Annotated in this window: 16 protein-coding genes; 5 read left to right on the forward strand and 11 right to left on the reverse strand. The window is 71.7% G+C overall.

Going from position 1 to position 19,055, the window contains the following annotated elements:
- The first annotated feature begins 465 nt into the window (after window positions 1-465).
- From K415_RS0118525 to K415_RS0118550, 5 genes are all read left to right on the forward strand, one after another.
- Window positions 466-1,368 carry a D-hexose-6-phosphate mutarotase gene (locus tag K415_RS0118525; RefSeq protein ID WP_024288520.1) on the forward strand — a complete coding sequence of 301 codons (903 nt, stop codon included), beginning with the start codon at window positions 466-468 and terminating at the stop codon, window positions 1,366-1,368.
- A gap of 129 nt (window positions 1,369-1,497) precedes the next feature.
- The gene (locus tag K415_RS0118530) at window positions 1,498-2,871 is read left to right on the forward strand and encodes a phosphoribosyltransferase family protein (protein WP_024288521.1); all 1,374 of its coding nucleotides are present in this window, start codon (window positions 1,498-1,500) and stop codon (window positions 2,869-2,871) included.
- Window positions 2,872-2,876: 5 nt separating this feature from the next.
- Window positions 2,877-3,236: a NifB/NifX family molybdenum-iron cluster-binding protein gene (locus tag K415_RS0118535; RefSeq protein ID WP_231494934.1), complete on the forward strand. Its 360-nt coding sequence runs from the start codon at window positions 2,877-2,879 to the stop codon at window positions 3,234-3,236.
- A gap of 368 nt (window positions 3,237-3,604) precedes the next feature.
- The gene (locus tag K415_RS0118545) at window positions 3,605-5,659 is read left to right on the forward strand and encodes a bifunctional diguanylate cyclase/phosphodiesterase (protein ID WP_024288523.1); all 2,055 of its coding nucleotides are present in this window, start codon (window positions 3,605-3,607) and stop codon (window positions 5,657-5,659) included.
- 2 nt (window positions 5,660-5,661) lie between these two features.
- Window positions 5,662-6,216 carry a DUF5317 family protein gene (locus K415_RS0118550; protein WP_024288524.1) on the forward strand — a complete coding sequence of 185 codons (555 nt, stop codon included), beginning with the start codon at window positions 5,662-5,664 and terminating at the stop codon, window positions 6,214-6,216.
- Between the two features lie 40 nt (window positions 6,217-6,256).
- On the opposite strand, the gene K415_RS0118555 is transcribed toward K415_RS0118550, so the two are convergent.
- The 11 genes from K415_RS0118555 to K415_RS0118605 all read right to left on the reverse strand — a co-directional run bounded on the left by K415_RS0118555 (window position 6,257) and on the right by K415_RS0118605 (window position 18,956).
- Window positions 6,257-6,652 (reverse strand): VOC family protein, encoded by a 396-nt coding sequence (locus K415_RS0118555; RefSeq protein ID WP_024288525.1) that lies wholly within the window; start codon window positions 6,650-6,652, stop codon window positions 6,257-6,259.
- A 114-nt stretch (window positions 6,653-6,766) separates the two neighbouring features.
- Complete coding sequence (locus tag K415_RS0118560; RefSeq protein ID WP_024288526.1) at window positions 6,767-7,273, reverse strand: DUF2231 domain-containing protein; 507 nt, start codon at window positions 7,271-7,273, stop codon at window positions 6,767-6,769.
- A 165-nt stretch (window positions 7,274-7,438) separates the two neighbouring features.
- The gene (locus tag K415_RS0118565; protein ID WP_024288527.1) at window positions 7,439-9,124 is read right to left on the reverse strand and encodes a ribonuclease J; all 1,686 of its coding nucleotides are present in this window, start codon (window positions 9,122-9,124) and stop codon (window positions 7,439-7,441) included.
- 58 nt (window positions 9,125-9,182) lie between these two features.
- Complete coding sequence (locus tag K415_RS0118570; protein WP_024288528.1) at window positions 9,183-10,676, reverse strand: NADH-quinone oxidoreductase subunit C; 1,494 nt, start codon at window positions 10,674-10,676, stop codon at window positions 9,183-9,185.
- Window positions 10,673-12,193 carry a proton-conducting transporter membrane subunit gene (locus K415_RS0118575; RefSeq protein WP_024288529.1) on the reverse strand — a complete coding sequence of 507 codons (1,521 nt, stop codon included), beginning with the start codon at window positions 12,191-12,193 and terminating at the stop codon, window positions 10,673-10,675. Before K415_RS0118575 ends, K415_RS0118570 begins: the two co-directional genes overlap by 4 nt.
- Window positions 12,194-12,260: 67 nt before the next feature.
- Window positions 12,261-12,920 (reverse strand): hypothetical protein, encoded by a 660-nt coding sequence (locus tag K415_RS0118580; protein ID WP_024288530.1) that lies wholly within the window; start codon window positions 12,918-12,920, stop codon window positions 12,261-12,263.
- A gap of 66 nt (window positions 12,921-12,986) precedes the next feature.
- Complete coding sequence (locus K415_RS0118585) at window positions 12,987-13,943, reverse strand: respiratory chain complex I subunit 1 family protein (protein ID WP_024288531.1); 957 nt, start codon at window positions 13,941-13,943, stop codon at window positions 12,987-12,989.
- Entirely contained in the window at window positions 13,940-16,063 is a 2,124-nt protein-coding gene (locus tag K415_RS0118590) for a proton-conducting transporter membrane subunit (RefSeq protein WP_024288532.1), read from the reverse strand. Before K415_RS0118590 ends, K415_RS0118585 begins: the two co-directional genes overlap by 4 nt.
- Window positions 16,060-16,575, reverse strand: coding sequence for an NADH-quinone oxidoreductase subunit B family protein (locus K415_RS0118595; protein ID WP_024288533.1), 516 nt, complete (start codon window positions 16,573-16,575; stop codon window positions 16,060-16,062). The genes K415_RS0118590 and K415_RS0118595 overlap by 4 nt, the downstream gene beginning before the upstream one ends.
- A 34-nt stretch (window positions 16,576-16,609) precedes the next feature.
- A complete protein-coding gene (locus tag K415_RS0118600) occupies window positions 16,610-16,993 on the reverse strand; it encodes a metalloregulator ArsR/SmtB family transcription factor (RefSeq protein WP_024288534.1) in 384 nt (127 codons plus the stop codon).
- Window positions 16,994-17,135: 142 nt separating this feature from the next.
- Window positions 17,136-18,956 (reverse strand): long-chain fatty acid--CoA ligase, encoded by a 1,821-nt coding sequence (locus tag K415_RS0118605; RefSeq protein WP_024288535.1) that lies wholly within the window; start codon window positions 18,954-18,956, stop codon window positions 17,136-17,138.
- Window positions 18,957-19,055 lie beyond the last annotated feature (99 nt).

Here is a 19,055-nt window from a genome sequence, read left to right on the forward strand (position 1 = left end):
CGACGCGGCCCAGATGGAGCTGCCAGGCGTTGATCGCACCGCCCAGGACCCAGGAGGCCATGCCCGCGGCAATGAGGTACCACGCCATCGGCTCGGCAGGCCGGTTCCGACGGACACCCAGCACCATCGCCACGGCACCCGAGGCGGCCACGGCGCAGTAGAGGACGTCGCGGCCCAGCCCGGCCGGCAGCACGACGTCTCCGACGGCAACGAGGACCCCGACGACCAGGTATCCCGCCCACCGCGCCGCCTTCACACCCACACCGACCCATCGGTCGGCCAGCAGCACAGTTGAAGCGTTCATTGTTCCGTCTGCACACCGGCCGGCCGCTCCGCCGACCTGCGATGCCGGGGCTGCCGGCAGGGTCCCCGATACGCTCGGGACCGGCACCCGGGCGCGTCGTCCTTCGGCCGACGGGTACCGACATCGCGGATCGGCCGCGCCCGATCGACCCTGGAGGTCCGATGCCGTCCCAGCCGGCTCCAGCACCGCGTGACCTGCCGTCGTCGGTGCAGATCGTTCCGGGCGAGGGGGGACTGCCCCTCGTCCGCGTGACCGGCCGCGCCGGCTCGGCCGAGGTCTACCTGCACGGCGCCCACGTCACCGCGTGGGCACCGGTGGGACGGCAGCCGGTCCTGTGGTTGAGCGCCGCGAGCAGGTTCGCCGACGGGGCTGCCATCCGCGGCGGCGTCCCGATCTGCTTCCCGTGGTTCGGAGCGGACGCCGGTCACCCCGGTGCCCCGGCGCACGGTTTCGCACGGCTGCTCGACTGGGCGCTGGTCGACGCGCGCGAGGAGCAGGACGACGTGGTGCTTGCGCTGGGCCTCGCGGACAGCGACGCGACCCGCGCCTCCGTGTGGCCGTACCCGTTCGACGCCCGGTACACCGTCACGATCGGTGAGCGCCTGACCCTCGCCCTCCAGGTCACCAACCGGGGCCACGCACCGGTGCGGTTCGAGGCGGCGCTGCACACCTACCTCCGCGTCCAGGACGTTCGCGCCACCGAGGTCGCAGGCCTGCAGGGCGCGCCCTTCGTCGACCAGCTGGCCGGCCCCGGCGCCCGACCAGGTGAGCACCGCCCGATCCGGTTCGACGCCGAGACGGACCGGGCCTACCTCGGCACCCGGGCCACCACGACGGTGCACGACGCCGGCGCTCGGCGCACCATCACGGTCGCCAAGGACGCCTCGAACAGCACAGTCGTCTGGAACCCATGGATCGCCAAGGCCGCCGCGATGGCCGACTTCGGCGACGACGAGTGGACCGAGATGCTCTGCATCGAGACCTGCAACATCCGCGACGACGCCGTCGACCTCGCCCCCGGGGAGAGCCGCACGATGACAGCTGTCCTGTCCGTCGGCGGCTGACGCCCCGCACCGGCGACCCGCTGCAGGCGGGCGGCACGGCCGTCCGGCCGTGGACCGTCCCGCAGGAGGCTGGCGCTGCCCTGCGCCCGGTGCTAGACCGGAATCGTTGCCGGGACGGAGGGCATCGCGATGGTCGTGTTCGCAGACCGGGTTGCCGCGGGTCGAGAGCTCGCCGGGCTGCTCGAGCATCTCCGAGGCCAGGATCTGGTCGTCCTCGGGCTGCCCCGTGGTGGGGTGCCGGTGGCCTTCGAGGTGGCGCAGGCGCTGGACGCGCCGCTCGACGTCATCGTCGTCCGCAAGCTCGGGGTGCCGTTCCAGCCTGAGCTCGCCATGGGTGCCATCGGTGAGGGCGGTGCCCGGGTGCTCGAGACGACTGTGCTGAGGCACGCGGGGATCTCCGACGAGGACCTGGCGACCGTCGAGCGACGCGAACGGGTTCAGCTCGAGGCGCGCGTCGCCCGCCTGCGACGGGGTCGCCCGCCGGTCGACCTCGCCGGCCGGACCGCAGTCGTCGTCGACGACGGGATCGCCACCGGGTCGACCGCGCGCGTCGCGTGCGAGGTGGCCCGTCACCTCGGCGCGACAAGGGTCGTCGTCGCCGTGCCGGTCGCCCCCGCCGAGACCGTACAGGACCTGCCGGGAGCCGACGAGGTCGTCTGCGTCCACACCCCTGCGCACTTCCTGGCGGTCGGCCACCACTACCGCGACTTCTCTGCGACGAGCGACGAGGAGGTGATCGTCCTGCTCGACGTCGCTGCGCGGCGCGTCCTGGGCGCCGGCGCGATCGGCGACCCGGACGACTGCGACGTCGACGTCGAGATCCCGGTCGGCGTGGTCCGGCTCCCCGGCCATCTGTACCTGCCCGAACCGGCGACCGCCGTGGTCGTGTTCGCCCACGGCAGCGGCAGCAGTCGGCACAGCCCCCGCAACCGCCTCGTCGCCTCGGCGCTCCAGCGGGCCGGCCTCGGCACGCTGCTGCTCGACCTGCTCACCCCGTCCGAGGAGCTCGACCGCGCCAACGTCTTCGACATCGAGCTGCTGGCGGGTCGACTCGCCGCAGCGACCCGGTGGCTCGGCACCCGGCCCGACAGCGCCGCGTGCCGGGTCGGATGGTTCGGCGCGAGCACAGGTGCCGGCGCCGCGCTGTGGGCTGCCGCCGAGCCGGACCCGCCCGTCGCGGCGATCGTGTCGCGCGGTGGTCGGCCGGACCTGGCCGGAGCACGGCTGGCCCACGTGGTGGCCCCGACGCTCCTGATCGTCGGCAGCGCGGACCCGGTGGTCCTCGAGCTCAACCGCGAGGCGCGGGCGCAGCTGCGCTGCGTGAACCGCCTGGCCGTCGTCCCGGATGCCACGCACCTGTTCGAGGAGCCGGGGACCCTGGCGGCGGCCGCGGTCCTCGCGAGCGACTGGTTCACCCGGTACCTCCTGCCGACCGAGCAGGCTCTACCGTGGGGTCGGTCGGGACCGTGGGGTTCGTCGACGACGCAAGAACCAGAGGAGTGACGTCCGTGACAGCGCAGGACACGAACGCAACGCCAGTAGTCATCTGCATCCCGGTCGGCACCGGCCGTCAGGTCGCCGGAAGCTGGGGTCGGGCGCACCGGCTCGCCGTCGCCACCGTCTCGGCGGGTCGGATCGTCGACTGGGTCGAGCACGACGTGCACTGGGACACCCTGCACGACTCGGGGACCGAGGGCGCCCACCACGCACGGGTCGCACGCTTCCTGGTCGAGCATCACGTCGACGCGGTGGTCGCCTCGCACATGGGTCCGCCGATGGCCCGCATGATCGACACGATGGGCCTTCGGAAGCTCCTCGGCGCGCACGGCGATGCCGAGGCCGCCGTCATCGCCGCGGCACAGGCCTAGGACGGACAGGTTCGGCCGAGGGTAGCGACGCCACCGGGACGAATCGTCCGCACGCGCCGGATTTCGATCATGGCGCGGCGAACGCACCCTTTCCACCGAGATGGGGGACCATTGCTCAAGGTCGCGACCCTGCCGACCGAACACACAATGTATGGCTAGCGCACTCGCCGGTGCCCGTCGGTCCAGAGGGCATCGCCGGTGGCAGGGTCGGCTCATCGCCGCACGGCCATGACCTCGAGGGGATTCATCATGAACAAGTGGCGCATCGCGAAGAACAGCACCATCGTCCGCATCACGGCGAGCGCGGGCACCATCGCCGCCATCGCCGCGCTGGCCGGCGCTGGGTGGAAGTGGATCTGAGCAGACTCATGAGCGGCGGCGGCGGGGCCCGGGGCAGGTTCCTGGCTCCGCCGTCGCTGCTCGACGCCTACGTCGCGCTGGTCTGCGCCACTGGACTCATCGGTCTCGTGCTCGCGGTCAGGCTGACGTCATGGCCCTCGATCACCTACGTGACGGTGGGCCCGCTGGTGTTCCTGTGTGTCGCCGCGCTCGTCGGCGAGCTGCGGCCGCTGGCCGTCCCACGTGGTGACGAGCCGGCCGAGTCCGTCTCGACGTCCGCCCCGTTCATCCTCGCCCTCGTCGCGATCGGGGGTCTCGGCCTCGCGGTGCTCGTCCAGGCGGTCGCCAGCATCGGCGATGACGTCCTGAACCGGCGCGACGCCAAGAAGTCGGCCTTCAACACCGCGCAGTACACGCTCAGCGTGCTGGCGGCCCGCGCCACGTTCTGCGCCCTGGCGCACGTCCCCTTCTTCGGCGGACCGGTGGTCGTCGAGCCGCGGCATCTCGGCCCCCTGCTGGCGGGCGGGGTGGCGATGGTCCTCGTCAACCGGCTGCTCGTGGCGATCGTCGTCTCGATCGCGACGTCGCAGCCGCTGCGGACCATCGTGCGTGAGGACGGCCAGTTCCTGGTCGCCACCAACGTCGTTCTGCTCTCCATCGGTGCCGTCGCCGCGATCGTCGCCAAGGACGGTGTTGCTGCCCTGGTGTTCCTCGGCGCGCCCGTCGTCGCGACCTACTTCACCACTGCCGCCGGGATCCGCCACTCGCACCTGGCGTCGCACGACTCGCTGACCGGTCTGGGCAACCGGGACCGGCTCCAGCGAGAGCTCGAGCACGCCTTCGTCGTCGCACAGCGCAACGGGACGCGCGGGCCGGGTCTCGTGCTGCTCGACCTCGACCACTTCAAGGACATCAACGAGACCCTCGGTCACCCCGTCGGCGACCAGCTGCTCCGCCAGGTGGCCGCCCGCCTGGTGCTGGCCCTCGGCGACGACGAGCGCGCGAGCCGCATCGGCGGTGACGAGTTCGCGGTCGTGATCAGCGGCGACCTGGCCGACACGCTCCGGATCGCGCACGACCTGCTGGCCTCGCTCGAGGCTCCGATGCGCGTCGGTGAGCTCGAGCTGCTGGTCCGGACGAGCGCGGGGGTCGCGGTCGCCCCGATGCACGGCGCCGACGCCGAGACGCTGATGAAGAACGCCGACATCGCGCTGTACCAGGCCAAGCTCGAGCGTGACCGCATCACCACCTACTCCCCCGAGTTCCACGTCGACAACCTCGCGCGGCTCCGGCTGCTCGCCGACCTGAGGACGGCCCTCGACTCCGGGCAGCTGGGCGTCGCGTTCCAGCCGCAGGTGAACCTGGCCACCCGACGGATCGTCGGGGTGGAGGCGCTGATCCGCTGGCAGCACCCGACCCGCGGCTTCGTGCCGCCGGACGACTTCATCCCGCTGGCCGAGAACTCCGGCCTGATCGGCGAGCTGACCGCCTACGTGCTCGACGCGGCCCTCGGCGCCCTGGCCACGTGGCGCTCGACCGGTCACGACCTGCGGATGGCAGTCAACCTGTCGGCCCGCCACATGTCCGACCTCGCGCTGCCGCGCCAGGTGACCGAGGCACTGGCCCGGCACGGCATCCCCTCGTCCGCACTGGTGCTCGAGGTGACCGAGACCGGGATCCTGGCGGACCCGGTCAGGGTCGACGTCGTCATCGCGACGCTCCGCAGGCTCGGGATCGCGATCGCTGTCGACGACTACGGCACCGGGCACGCCTCGCTCAGCTATCTCAAGCGCCTGGAGGTCGACGAGCTGAAGATCGACCGGTCGTTCGTCAGCGACATGGCCCAGGACGAGCACGACTTCATCATCGTCCGGTCGACCATCGCCCTCGCCAGGGACCTGGACCTGCGGGTGATCGCCGAGGGCATCGAGGACGAGGAGACCGCCTTGACCCTGCGCGCGCTCGGCTGCGACGTCGGGCAGGGGTATCACCTGGGCCGACCGACCACGCCCGAGCAGATCCTTCAGCGGCTCGAGGCCGAGAGCGCGACCCCGGCCCGGGCCGACGAGCCGGCGATCACCTGACGATGCTGCTGCTCGCCACGTGCACCCTCGCCCTGCTCTCCCCGTTGCTCGCGGGTCGCTGGTCCGCCCGGCTGCTGCTGCTCCGGTGGCGGTGGCCGCTGCTGATCTGGGCGACGCTCGCACTCCAGGTCGTCGCCACGGAAGCGCCGATACCCGCCACGCTCGCGTCGGTGCTGCACGTGGCGACCTATGCGGCAGCCCTGGCGTTCCTGTGGGCCAACCGGCACGTCGCCGGCGTCCCGGTGGTCACCGCAGGGGCGGCATCCAACGGGATCACGATCGCGCTCAACGGTGGGGTGCTGCCCGCCTCGGCGAGTGCCCTGGCGGCGGCCGACATCGACCGCACCGCGGGGTTCGCGAACTCCGCGGTCCTGGACCACCCGGTGCTGCCCTGGCTCGGTGACGTCTTCGCCTGGCCCGCACCGCTGCCGCTGGCCAACACGTTCAGCGTCGGCGACCTGCTCATCGCCCTCGGCGTCACCCTGGCCGCCTGGACCGGCACGCAACGCCTCGGTCGCCGGCCGGAGCACGACGGCGTCGCCGAGTCCCAGGCCTGACGGTCTCCCGGACGGCCTGCCCTCGGGGCGGCCGGAGCGGTCAGCCCGTCGCGGACTCCGGTGACGTCTCGACGTTGAGGATGTTGCCGTCCGGGTCGGCGAACCAGACGGCCTTCATCTCGCCCATCGTCGCGACCCCGTCCGCCCAGACCATCTCCTCCACCTCGAACGTCTGGAACACCAGTCCGCCGGCGCGCAACGCCGCCACCTCGGCGTCGAACACGGCTGCGGGGACGGCGAACGACATGGCCGTGGCCTGGTTGGTGCCGGCGTAGGCGGAGGGGTACACGAGGAACTGACCGGCACCGGCGGCGTACATCACCCCCTCCGCGGCATCACCGACCGGGGCGAACCCGAGGACACCCTCGTAGAACGCGCGCGCCTGCTCGAGGTCCGAGACGCCGAGGGTCGGCACGGGTGAGTAGTCGGAGAGCATGTCGGCCTCCCACGCGGACCAGACGACCGTCGGCTGGTCGGCCTTCCGACGGTAGATCCGCGACCGCCGTGCGGCAACACCCTCGCGAGCATGCGTGCACGCCGAGTGGTGCGCTCAGTCGTCGTCGACGTCTCCGGCGGAGGCTCCGGACGAGCTGCCGGCCGAGGACCACACAGCTGTCGCACCGCTGTGCCCGATCCGGACGGCCTGCACCGTCGTCCCGGTCGCGACCACGAGGCCGGCGACCAGCAGCACGATCGGGACCCAGGTCGGCCGACGGCGCTCTGCGGCCGTGCGCTCGTTCCAGTGCCACACCAGGAGCGCCGCCGCGACCACCGCGAGGCCGATCGTCCAGGGCAGCAGGGTCTCGGCGAGCGCCGCGTGCGTCTCGACGAGCGCGGACTCGGCGACCTGCTCCTCGAACGCCTCGCCGGACTGCGTGGACAGCGGCACCAGGACGACGGCGGCGGCCGCAAGCCCCAGGGGCAGGTACCCGGCCCACCGACGGAACCGTGGCCAGAGCACCGCGAGGGCCAGCACCAGGGCCGCGAGCGGGACGACGACCTCCGTCGCGTGCACGACGAGGGGGTGGAGCGGCAGACCGGCGATGGTGTCGAACATCGGTACTCCTGGGAACGAGTCCTCATCAGGTCCGCCGGGCGGCGGCTCTGATCGAACGTACGCCGAGAGGAAACCAGACGTGCCTGGTCGTTACCTGGATACCACCTGTCAGAGTCCTGAGTGTGGGCTTTGACCGACCCGTCGGGACACACCCGGGCGTTACCCCTAGGCGTCCACGACGATGGCGATGACGACCGGCTCGCGGCGGTAGGTGCGCTGGATGTACCGGCCGACAGCGCCGGAGATGGTCGCCTCGAGCTGGTCGACGTCGAGCCTCTGGGTCGAGACCTTGGTCAGGGCCTTGTCGACCTCGGCGGCCGCACCGTCGAACGTGCGGTCGTCGTGCACGAAACCGCGGGTGAGGAACTCCAACGGCTCGGCCAGGGAGTTGCTGACCGGGTCGACCAGGGCCAGGACGGTGACGACCCCGCCCTCGCGCAGCAGCCGACGCTCCTTGAGGGTGTCCTCGGTCGCGCGGCCGACGGTGTGGCCGTCGACGTAGACCAGTCCGGCCGGGACCTTGCCGGAGATCGTCGCCCGGCCGTCGACCAGGTCGATGGTCACGCCGTCGCGGCCGATGATCACCCGGGACGGGTCGACCCCGGTCCGCACGGCGAGCTCGCCGTTGGCGTGCAGGTGCTTGGACTCACCGTGGATCGGCAGGACGTTGCGTGGCTTGATGATGTTGTAGCAGTAGACGAGCTCGCCGGCGCTGGCGTGGCCCGAGACGTGGACCTTGGCGTTGCCCTTGTGGACCACCTTGGCGCCCAGGTCTGTGAGCTTGTTGATGATCCCGTAGATGGCGCTCTCGTTGCCCGGGATCAGCGAGCTGGCCAGCAGCACCGTGTCACCGTCGGAGACCCGGATCTGGTGGTCGCCGTTGGCCATCCGCGACAGCGCCGCCAGCGGCTCGCCCTGTGACCCGGTGCAGATCAGGGTGACCTTCTCGTCAGGCATGGACTCGAGCTTCTTGAAGTCCACCACCAGCCCGCGCGGGATCGTCAGGTAGCCCAGGTCCCGGGCGATGCCCATGTTGCGCACCATCGATCGCCCGACGAACGCGACCTTGCGGCCGTGGGTGTGCGCCGCGTCCAGCACCTGCTGGATCCGGTGCACGTGGCTGGCGAAGCTCGAGACGATGATCCGCCGCGGAGCTGTGGCGAACACCTGGTCGATCGCCGGGGCGAGCTCCCGCTCGGCCATGGTGAAGCCCGGGACCTCGGCGTTGGTGGAGTCCACCATGAACAGGTCGACGCCCTCCTCACCGAAGCGGGCGAACGCGCGCAGGTCGGTGATCCGGTCGTCCAGCGGGAACTGGTCCATCTTGAAGTCCCCGGTGTTGAGCACCAGCCCGGCACCGGTACGGATCGCCACGGCAAGACCGTCGGGGATCGAGTGGTTGACCGCGGCGAACTCCAGGCCGAAGGGCCCCGCCTGATGCACGTCGCCGGCGGCGACCTGCACCGTCATCGGTCGGATGCGGTGCTCCTTGAGCTTGGCCTCGATGAACGCCAGCGTCAGCTGGGAACCGATCACCGGGATGTCGGCCCGCTCCTTGAGCAGGTACGGGACACCACCGATGTGGTCCTCGTGACCGTGCGTGAGCACGATGGCCTCGATCTGGTCGAGGCGGTCCCGCAGCGACGTGAAGTCGGGCAGGATCACGTCGATGCCCGGCTGGTGGTCCTCGGGGAAGAGCACTCCGCAGTCCACGACGAGCAGCTTGCCGGCGTGCTCGAAGACTGTCATGTTGCGGCCGATCTCACCCAGGCCGCCGAGGGGCGTGATGCGCAGCGCGCCAGGCGCCAGCGGCGGCGGCGCAGTGAGGTCGTCGAGATGTGTGGAGATCATGTCCTCGATCTTCTGTTGTTCGGGACCTCCGGAGGAGGTCATCGGGCCGGTGCGAGCATCAGAGGTCGTTCCCGGCGTACGAGTTGTTGAAGCTCTTGTTGACCACGGGGAAGTCCGCGACGATCGTCCCGTTGAGGGCGACCGGGAGCGCGGGCCAGGTCATGAATGATGGATCGACGATCTTGAGGCGGGCCAGTCTCCCGTCGGCCCCGATCTCGACCCGGTGGACCATGGTCCCACGCCAACCCTCGACCAGCCCAACCCCGGAGACCTGACCGCCCGGCAGTCGTCGCGGGCGGTCCCGCAGCACCGTTCCCGGTCGGGCGTCGCGCAGCAGGATCGCGAGCAGGGCGACGCTCGCCTGCACCTCCCCCGCACGGACGAGGAATCGCGCCAGGACGTCACCCTCGGTGCGCACGACGGAGGCGACCTGCGTCGTGGCGGCGTGGAAGGGGTGGTCCCGGCGGGCGTCGATGTCGACGCCGCTGGCCCGGGCCGCGAACCCGAGGGCGCCGATCTCCCGGACCTGGTCGGCCCGGAGCACCGCGGTGCCGGTGAACCGGTCCAGCACGACGCTGTTGCGCAGGGCGAGGTCGACGATCTCCGCGACCTCCGCCGCGATGCCGGCCAGCAGCGCGGGCTCCGGCAGGTGCATGACCGTCGCTCCGCCGAGCTGGACGCCGCCGCGCAGCAGCCGGTGACCGGTGACCTCCTGGTTGAGGCGCAGCAGCTGCTCGCGGATCCGCATCGTGTGCGCGTGCAGGATGGAGTAGCCGACGTCGTTGCACAGTGCGCCGAGGTCCGCGACATGGTTGTAGAGGCGCTCGAGCTCGAGCAGCACGGCACGCAGCAGAGCGGCCTCCTTCGGGACCGACCAGTCGTACGCCTCCTCGACGGCGAGGCTGAAGGCCAGTGCGTGACCGACTGTCGTGTCACCGCTCACGCGCTCGGCGAGCGGGAACGCTGCCGTCGGCGTGCGTGACTCGGCGAGCTTCTCGATGCCCTTGTGGGTGAACCACAGGCGCGCCTTGAGCTTGAGGATGGTCTCTCCCACCACCGAGAAGCGGAAGTGGCCCGGCTCGATCAGCCCGGCGTGGACCGGCCCGACCGGGATCTCGTAGACCCCCGGTCCCTGGACCCGCAGGAAGGGGTACGTCTGCTCGGACGAGGCGAACGGGGGCGGCGGACCGGCGTCCGAGCGCATCGGGTACCAGCCGGTCGGCCAGTGCTGGTGGCGGACCAGCCGTCGCGGCAGCGGGTGGTGCAGCGGCACGATGCCGTGCAGGTCACGCATCTCCCGTTCGAAGCGGCCGGCGGGGAAGGACAGACCGGCCAGGCTCGGGACCTGCGGCGCGTCGTGCTCCGTGCGCAGCTCCAGCTCGACCCGCCGGTCGGGTGAGCCGGCGGTGAACAGGTACACCACGCGGAACCCGTCGGGGTCCTCGTGCGCCGCGACGAGCGCCAGACGGAAGCCGTCGGCCAGCAGCGCCGCGGCCTCGGTCGGCAGGTCGGCGGCGCTGACCGGTCGCGGACGGCGGCGGATGCTGGTCATGAGGTCCCCGCAATGATCGAGGCGGCGTGCAGGAGGACGTCGAGCGGCCAGGCGACCACACCGAGGATCGCCAGCGCGATCAGGCCGGTGACCAGCGGCGCGGCAGCTGCCCGGGTGCTCGTCGGCGCCGCCGTCGCGAGCCCGGACGGCGCTGCCCCGAAGAGCATCCCGGCGGCGTGGCCGGCGATCGCGACGAAGACCACGAGCAGCAGGACCAGCGCGACGGCGACCGCCCAGAACACGCCCGCGTCGGCAGCGGCCCTCGCCAGAGCCAGCTCGCTGACGAAGAGGCTGAACGGCGGAAGACCGAGGAGCGCCGCGAGCCCGAGCGCGAAGGAGCCCGCAAGGACGGGCCGACGTGCGAGCAGACCCCGGACGTCTGCGATCCGGGTCGTCCCCTCGGAGGCGAGGATCTGCCCCGAGGCACAGAACAGGACCGCCTTGGCCAGGCCGTGCCCGAGGATGTGCAGCAGCAGGGCGGCCACGGCCAACGGGGTCCCGATCGCCACACCGATGATGACCAGCCCCATGTGCTCGATGCTCGAGTAGGCCAGGAGCCGCTTGTAGTCGCGTTGCGCGAGCAGCAGGGATGCCGCAAGGGCCACCGAGGCGAGGCCGACGACGAGCAGCAGGTTCCGCACGAACTCCCCGTCCAGGGCTGCGACGGCGATCACCCGGTACCGGAGCAGCGCATAGACGGCGACCGACAGCAGGACCCCGGACATCAGGGCCGAGACGGGTGCCGGCGCCTGGCTGTGCGCGTCCGGCAGCCAGCTGTGCATCGGGACGAGCCCCACCTTGGTGCCGAAGCCCAGCACGAGCAGGGGGACAGCGATCCGCATCACACCGGGGTCGAGCTGATCGGCCTGGGCGACCAGGACGGTCCAGTCGAGCGAACCCGCCTCCCCGGTGCCGGTGTGCTGCGAGGCGTAGTACACGAGCACCGTGCCCAGGTACGCCAATGCGATGCCGACCGAGCAGATGATCACGTACTTCCAGGTCGCCTCGACCGCCGCGCGTCCACCGCGGTGCCCGACGAGGAAGGCGGTCACGATCGTGGTGGCCTCGACGGCGGCCCACAGCACGCCGAGGTTGCTCGCCTCGACCGCCAGCACCATGGCGGTGAGGAACAGCGGGACCAGCAGCCCGTAGCGCTGCGCACCCCGCGCGTCGGTGTGCTCGGCAGCGATCTCGTGGTCGATGTAGCCCACCCCGGACCAGGTGGCCACGACCGCGACGACGCCGATGACCAGCAGCATCACCGCTGACAGGGCGTCGACCCGCAGCATCCCGCCGACGGTCAGCTCCGACCCGTCGCTGGTGGCGACCGCAGCAACCACACCGGAACCCAGGATGGCGACGGACGCGGCGACCGTCGACCAGGCGACAGCCGGACGCCACCCGACCACGACCGCGGCGACCGCGACCAGCATCGGCGCGAGCAACGGGACCAGGAGGACGGCCGCGGCTACCGGGTCACTCCCGGCAGCGACCCGCACCAGCTCCTCGAACGGCATCACCGTGAACCTGCCCTTCCGCGCGTCGATGTCCCCGGCTGTCGGTCAGCCATCCGTCGGTCAGCCATCAGTCACGCAGCTCTCGGAGCTCGTCCAGGTCGGTGCGGCCGAACGTCAGACGCATCCTGGCCGCAAGGACCTGCAGCACGAGGACCACCAGCAGGACGTCGAGGGACACGCCGAGCTCGACCACCAGCGGGACGCCCGCCGTGGCGAGGAACGCGGTCGTCGTGATCCCGTTGTCAAGGAGCAGGAAGCCGATGACCTGCGACAGCGCGCGGCGGCGGGTCACCAGGACGAAGAAGCCCAGGAGGACGACGGCCAGCCCGACGGGAAGGGCCCGGGTGGTCGCCGACGGCGCCAGGAGCACGAGCGGACGGCTGATGCCGTAGGCGAGCAGGGTGAGCAGCGCGGCCGCGAGCAGCGACGTCGTGACGTTGACGAGCGGCTCGGCCTCGCGCGCCTCCCCGGAGTCACGCAGCACCCGGCGCAGCACGGCGGGCAGCACGATCGCCTTGAGCACCAGGACCCCGGCGGCCGCGACGTAGAGCTCCGTGCTGTGCTCACGGGCGCCGAGCAGGGCTGCGAGCAGGGCGAGCAGGATCCCCTGGGCGACGAGCAGGCGCACGATGGCGGCCAGCTCCCGGCGCCAGAGCGACAGCACGGCGGTCAGCAGCACACCACCGCAGATCAGGTCGAGCAGCTGGACGAAGACGGCCTCAGTCATCGGTGCTCGACCTCCCGGCGGCAGGCTGCGCGACGACCGGTCGGGTCGGCCATGTCTCGGGGCCTCTCATGCGAGGAAGAAGGACACGGACACGGCGAGCAGCCCGAACAGGAAGGACGCGGCGAGCAGCTCCGGCACGCGGAACAGGCGCCACTTGGCGATGAACACCTCGAACACGGCGAGGCCCGCCCCCAGGACACCCACCTTGACGACGAGGGCGACCAGCGCGACCAGCAGGGCAAGCGGCTCGACGCTCGTCGCGATGCCCCACGGGAGGAAGAGGTTCGCACCCAGACCCAGGAGGACCGTCAGCCGCATGGCTGCGGCGAGCTCGACCGCCGCAAGGTCACGCCCGGCGTACTCGAGGACCATCGCCTCGTGGATCATCGTGAGCTCGAGGTGCGTCGCCGGGTTGTCGACCGGCAGTCGACCCGTCTCGGCGATGATCACGACGGCGAACGCGATCGCCGCCAGGAGGCTCGCCGGGGACAGGATCCTGGCGGGTGACGTCAACGTGCCCGCCACGATGTCGGCCAGGTTCGAGGACCCCACCCGGGCCGACAGGGCGAAGACCGCCAGCAGGATCGTCGGCTCGGAGAGCGCGGCGATCGTCATCTCACGGCTGGCACCCATCCCGCCGAACGCCGTCCCCGTGTCGAGCCCGGCAAGGGCGAGCGACACCGTGCCGAGCATGAGCAGGGCGACCACCGCGAAGAGGTCGGCTGCACCGTCGGCCGGCGAGATGGTCGACAGGAAGGGCGCGACAGCCGCGATGACCAGGGTCGAGGCGAGCAGCACCAGCGGCGCGGCGGTGAAGACCCAGCTCGAACCCTCGGGCCGGATCGCCTCCTTGCCCAGGAGCTTGCGCAGGTCGCGCCACGGCTGGCCGATGCCGGCACCCGCCCGACCCTCCGCCGTGGCCCGCACCTGCCGCATCACGCCGACGAGCAGCGGGGCACCGCCGACCACCAGGACGAGCTGCCCGGCAGACGCAGCGACGGCACCGACCATCTGAGCACTCATGCGCTGATCCCGACCACGATCATGACGCCCAGCAGGCCGAGGAAGCCGTAGGCGAGGTAGCGGTGCACGCTGCCGTCGGCCAGCCGGCGCGACCACTGACCCCACCGACCGGCGGCGGCGAGCAGCGGCGGGTACAGGCGTGCCTCGAGCCGATCAGGCACCCGCTGCCGGAACCGGACGCTCTCGATGAGGTACCTCGACTCGGTGAAGGGCGTCACGTCGATGTCCTGCTCGGGACCCAGGACGTCGTCGAAGACCCGGGTGAGCGGTTCGGCGAAGGAGGTCGCCGTGAGCTCCATCCGCGCGTCGAGCCGAGCCCCACCACACCCCCACGCCGGCGCGACCCGCCGCGCCCGACCCCGGGAGACCCACCGCGACAGGAGCGCGACGCCGACCCCGGCGACGACCAGACCGAGGGCGATGAACAGCGGCGACATCGATCCGGCGATGCCGGCAAGGCGCAGGGCCACGCCGCTGCCGGCCAGCGGCGCGCCGTCGCGCACCGAGGGCAGCACCTGGAGCAGGTGCACGAGCGGCTCCCCGGCCGCAGCGGGGACAAGGGCGAGTCCCAGGCACGCCGCTGCCGCAGCGGCCATCCCGGCCCGCATGGCCATCGGGCTCTCGGTGGCCGACTCGGCCATCAGGGACCGGGGTCGTGCGAGGAACCCGACACCGAAGGCCTTGACGAAGGTGGCCACACCGAGCCCGGCGGTCAGGGCGACCACGCCGACCGCGAGCGGGATGCTCACGGCGACGAGGACGGACGGCGAGCCGGTCGCGGTCACGCTGTGGATCAGTCCCTGCAGGAGGATCCACTCGGAGACGAAGCCGTTGCCGGGCGGCAGCGCCGCTGCGCCGAGCGCGCCGACGGCGAACAGTGCCGTCGTGACCGGCATCCGGCCGGCGAGCCCACCGAGCAGGTCGAGGTTGCGCAGGCCGGTGGCCCGCAGGACCGACCCGGCGCCGAGGAAGAGCAGCGTCTTGAAGGCGGCGTGGTTCACGGCGTGCAGCACGGCCGCGGCCATCAGCAGGCTCGCCAGGACCCGGTTCCCGTCGGCGGCGAAGATGCCCGCTGCGCCGATCCCGATCAGGATCAGGCCGACGTTCTCGGTCGTGGAGTACGCGAGGAGCCGCTTGAGGTCCACCGCGACGCTGGCCTGCAGGACGCCGTAGAGGGCGGAGACGCCACCGACCGTCAGGACGAGCAGGCCCCACCACCGGGGCCCTCCGCCGAGCAGGTCGAACCCGACCCGGATCAGGCCGTACACACCGAGCTTGACCATGGCGGCCGACATCAGCGCCGAGACGTGGCTGGGTGCCTCGGGGTGAGCCCGGGGCAACCAGACGTGCAGCGGGACCATCCCGGCCTTCGAGCCGAAGCCGAGGAAGACCAGCACGAAGATCAGCGAGCGGGTCGACGGCGGCAGGTCCGCGGCGCCGGCCCGCAGGGCTGCGAACGACTCGCCGCCCGCGCCGGCGGCGAAGGCGACCAGACCGAGCATGATCGCGACCAGTCCGGCATGGGTCATCCCGGCGTACCAGAGCCCGGCGTCGCGGACCGAGGCGCGCAACCGGTGCTCGGCGAGCACAAGGACGAGGGATGTCAGCGCCATCAGCTCCCACAGGACCAGCAGCGTCGTGACGCTCGCGGCGGCCGGCACGAGCAGCATCGTCGCGACGAACAACGGGAGCATCGACTGGGAGGTGCGCGATGCTGCGCCCTCGACGTGCGCCGCGGGCCGCACGGCACCCGGCCCGGCCGCGACGGACGTGCCGACGGTGCCGCTGTCCTCGGCGGCGTGCCGGCCACCCGGTTGGGTGTAGCCGATGCTGTAGAGACCTGCTGCGACCGCGACGGCACCGACGAGAAGCAGGAAGGCGCCCGAGAGTGCGTCCACCGCCAGGACGAGGGAACCGAGCGGCAGCAGCCCCGTGACCGTCAGCGACCACTCCTGCCCGCCGAGCCCGCCGACGCCGGCGACCACACCACCGATGCCGACCAACGCCGTCAGACCACCGGCCGCCAGTGGCCGGCGGCTGCGTGGGACGACGAGCACCAGGACGAACCCGACGACGGCTCCCGCGGCGACCAGGGCCAGGCCTGTGGCGACCAGGTTCATCGGCCGGTCAGCCCGCGCAGCGCTGCGATCAGCGCGTCCGGGGTCGGCGGGCACCCCGGGACCTCGACATCGACCGGGACGACGTCGGCGACGGTGCCCTGGACGCCGTGGCCACCGGCGAACACCCCGCAGCTGAGCGCGCAGTCACCGACCGCGACGACGAGCCTCGGTGCCGGGGTCGCGTCGTAGGTGGCCCGGAGCGGGTCGGCCATGTTGCGCGTCACCGGGCCGGTCACCAGCAACGCGTCGGCGTGCCGGGGAGACGCCACCAGACGCACCCCGTAGCGTTCCGCGTCGTACACCGGACCGAAGGCGGAGGCGATCTCGAGCTCGCACCCGTTGCACGACCCGGCGTCCACGTGACGGAGCTGCACCGACCCGGTCAGCCGTGCCGCAGTCCGTGGTGCGGCTGCGTCCGTGGTCTCGGCACCGTCGACCCCGACGGCTGACGGTGCCGGGGGCGCCGGCTCGGCGACCCGGCCGGTCCGGATGATCTTGCGCAGGAGGCTCATCGCCGGCCCACCGGCTCCCGGCGCACGACGCGGCTCACGAGGCCGGCTCGGCTCGCCGTGGCTGTGCCGTCGCAGGCTGGGCAGCGTCCAGCTCCTCGGCCCGAAGGTCGCTCAGCAGCTCCATCTGCACGCCCAACAGCTCGGTGCGCAGCCGGCGGGCCACGGCCAGCAGCTCCGCGACCCGCGGGCTGGTCACCGAGTAGTACACCGCCGACGCCTCGCGTCGGCTCGACACCAGCCCCGCACCCCGCAGCACGGCCAGCTGCTGAGACAGTGCGGACGCCTCGACACCGATCTCGGCGAGCATCTCCCCCACCGAGTGCTCACGCTCGCAGAGCAGCTCGAGCACCCGGATGCGCAGCGGGTTGCCCAGGGCCTTGAACAGGTCCGCCTTCAGCTGGTGCAACGGTGTCGGCACAGCACCCTCGACTCTCGGCGTTCAGCCCATGGATCCTTGCGGTGACTTCTCCGGTCAATCATGTCACAACTCTCTCAGTTGCGAAAGTCTGCAAGTCGGTGATCCCTCGTACCCGTCGTCCCCGTCGTCCCCGTCGCGCCCGTCACGCCGAGGGAGTCGGGGCCGCGCGCTCGTCCTGGTAGAGGCGGTCGATCTGCTCGGCGAAGTCGGCCAGCACGACGTCCCGGCGAACCTTGAACGACGGTGTCAGGTACCCGTTCGCCAGGGTGAGGTCGACGTCGAGCACGGCGAACTTGCGGATCGACTCCGAGCGGGAGACCGCCTCGTTGGTCCGGTCGACCGCGCGCTGCAGCGCAGCGAGCACGAACGCGTCGGTCCGGGCCTCGTCGACAGACATCGGCGGCCGACCGTGATGGGCGAGCCAGCCTGGCAGGGTCTCGGCGTCGAGGGCGATCAGCATCGCGATGAACGGTCGGTGGTCGCCGACGAGAACGCACTGCGACACCAGCGGGTGTCCGCGCAGCCGGTCCTCGAGGATCGCCGGCGAGACGTTCTTGCCGCTGGCCGTGACGATGAGCTCCTTGATCCGACCGGTGATGCGCAGGTAGCCGTCCTCGTCGAAGGCCCCGATGTCGCCCGTCCGGAACCAACCGTCGACGAACGCCTCAGCGGTCGCCTCGGGGTCGTTGTGGTAGCCGCGGAACACGTGCGGCCCCTTGACCTGGATCTCGCCGTCCGGCGCGATCCGCGCGGCGGTACCGGCGGTCACCGGTCCGACCGTGCCGATCCGGTTGGCCTCGATCAGGTTGCAGGTCGTGGGCGCCGTCGTCTCGGTCAGGCCGTAGCCCTCCACGATCGTCAGACCGATCCCCCGGAAGAAGTGCCCGAGCCGCTCCCCGAGCGGCGCACCGGCCGAGAACGAGTACCGGAGCTCACCGCCGAGGGACCGGTGGATCGCGCGGTACACCAGCCGGTCCGCCAGCGCATGCTGCACCCGCAGCGGCCAGGCGGGACCGTGTGCCGTGTCACGGGCCCGTGAGTGGTCGATCGCGACCCGCGCCGACCACCGGAAGATCCGCAGCGTGAGCCCACCACCGGCCTTGAGCTCAGCGCCGCCGTAGACCTTCTCGAAGACGCGGGGCACAGCCACGATGGCCGTCGGCCGGAACGCCTGCAGGACCTCGATCAGGCGTGCCTGGTTCGGGCAGTGCCCGATCACGGCGCCGTTGCCGACCATCAGGACCTGGATCAGCCGGGCGAAGACATGGGCGAGCGGCAGGAAGACGAGGTGCCGCGACTCGGGGCGGGCGCAGGCCGGAGCCATCTCGAAGCCGACGTTCGCCGAGATGAACACGAAGCACTCGTGGGTCAGCTCGACGCCCTTGGGCCGGCCGGTGGTACCCGAGGTGTAGATGATCGTCGCGAGGTCCGTCAGCCGGACGGCGTCGCGGCGCACGGCCAGATCGGCGTCGGGCACGCCCTGCCCGGCCGACCGCAGTCCGGCGAGGCCAGCCGCGTCGATCCGCCACACGTGCTCGAGGCGCGGGAGCTCCGCGTGCATCTCGTCGACCAGGTCGGCATGCTCCTGCTGCCCGACGAACACGGCCCGGACGCCCGCGTCCGAGCAGATCCACTGGACCTGCTCGATCGACGAGCTCTCGTAGATCGGGACGCCGACAGCCCCTGCGGCCCAGATCGCGAAGTCGACCAGCATCCACTCGTAGCTCGTCCCGGCCATGATCGCGACGCTGTCGCCGGCCCGGATCCCAGCCGCCATCAGACCCTTGGCCACGGCGCCGACCTCGGCGACGAACTGCGTCCCGCTCATGGCCCGCCAGCCACCGCTTTCCTCGATCTCGACGAGCGTCCGGTCGGGGTCCTTGGCTACGCGGTGGTCGAGCATCGTGTTGATGCTCCAGGTCGGGTCGGGCTCGACGTGTGCCGGTCGGGTGAAGACGTCCATGCTGGCTCCGATACGCGAGTTCGACGGTGTGGGGCATCACGTCCGGACCTGGAGCCGTGCGCCGCCGGGGCTCACGGCTCGGCGAGGAACGGGACGATC

This window comes from Cellulomonas sp. KRMCY2 (assembly GCF_000526515.1).
Taxonomy (GTDB): Bacteria; Actinomycetota; Actinomycetes; order Actinomycetales; family Cellulomonadaceae; genus Actinotalea.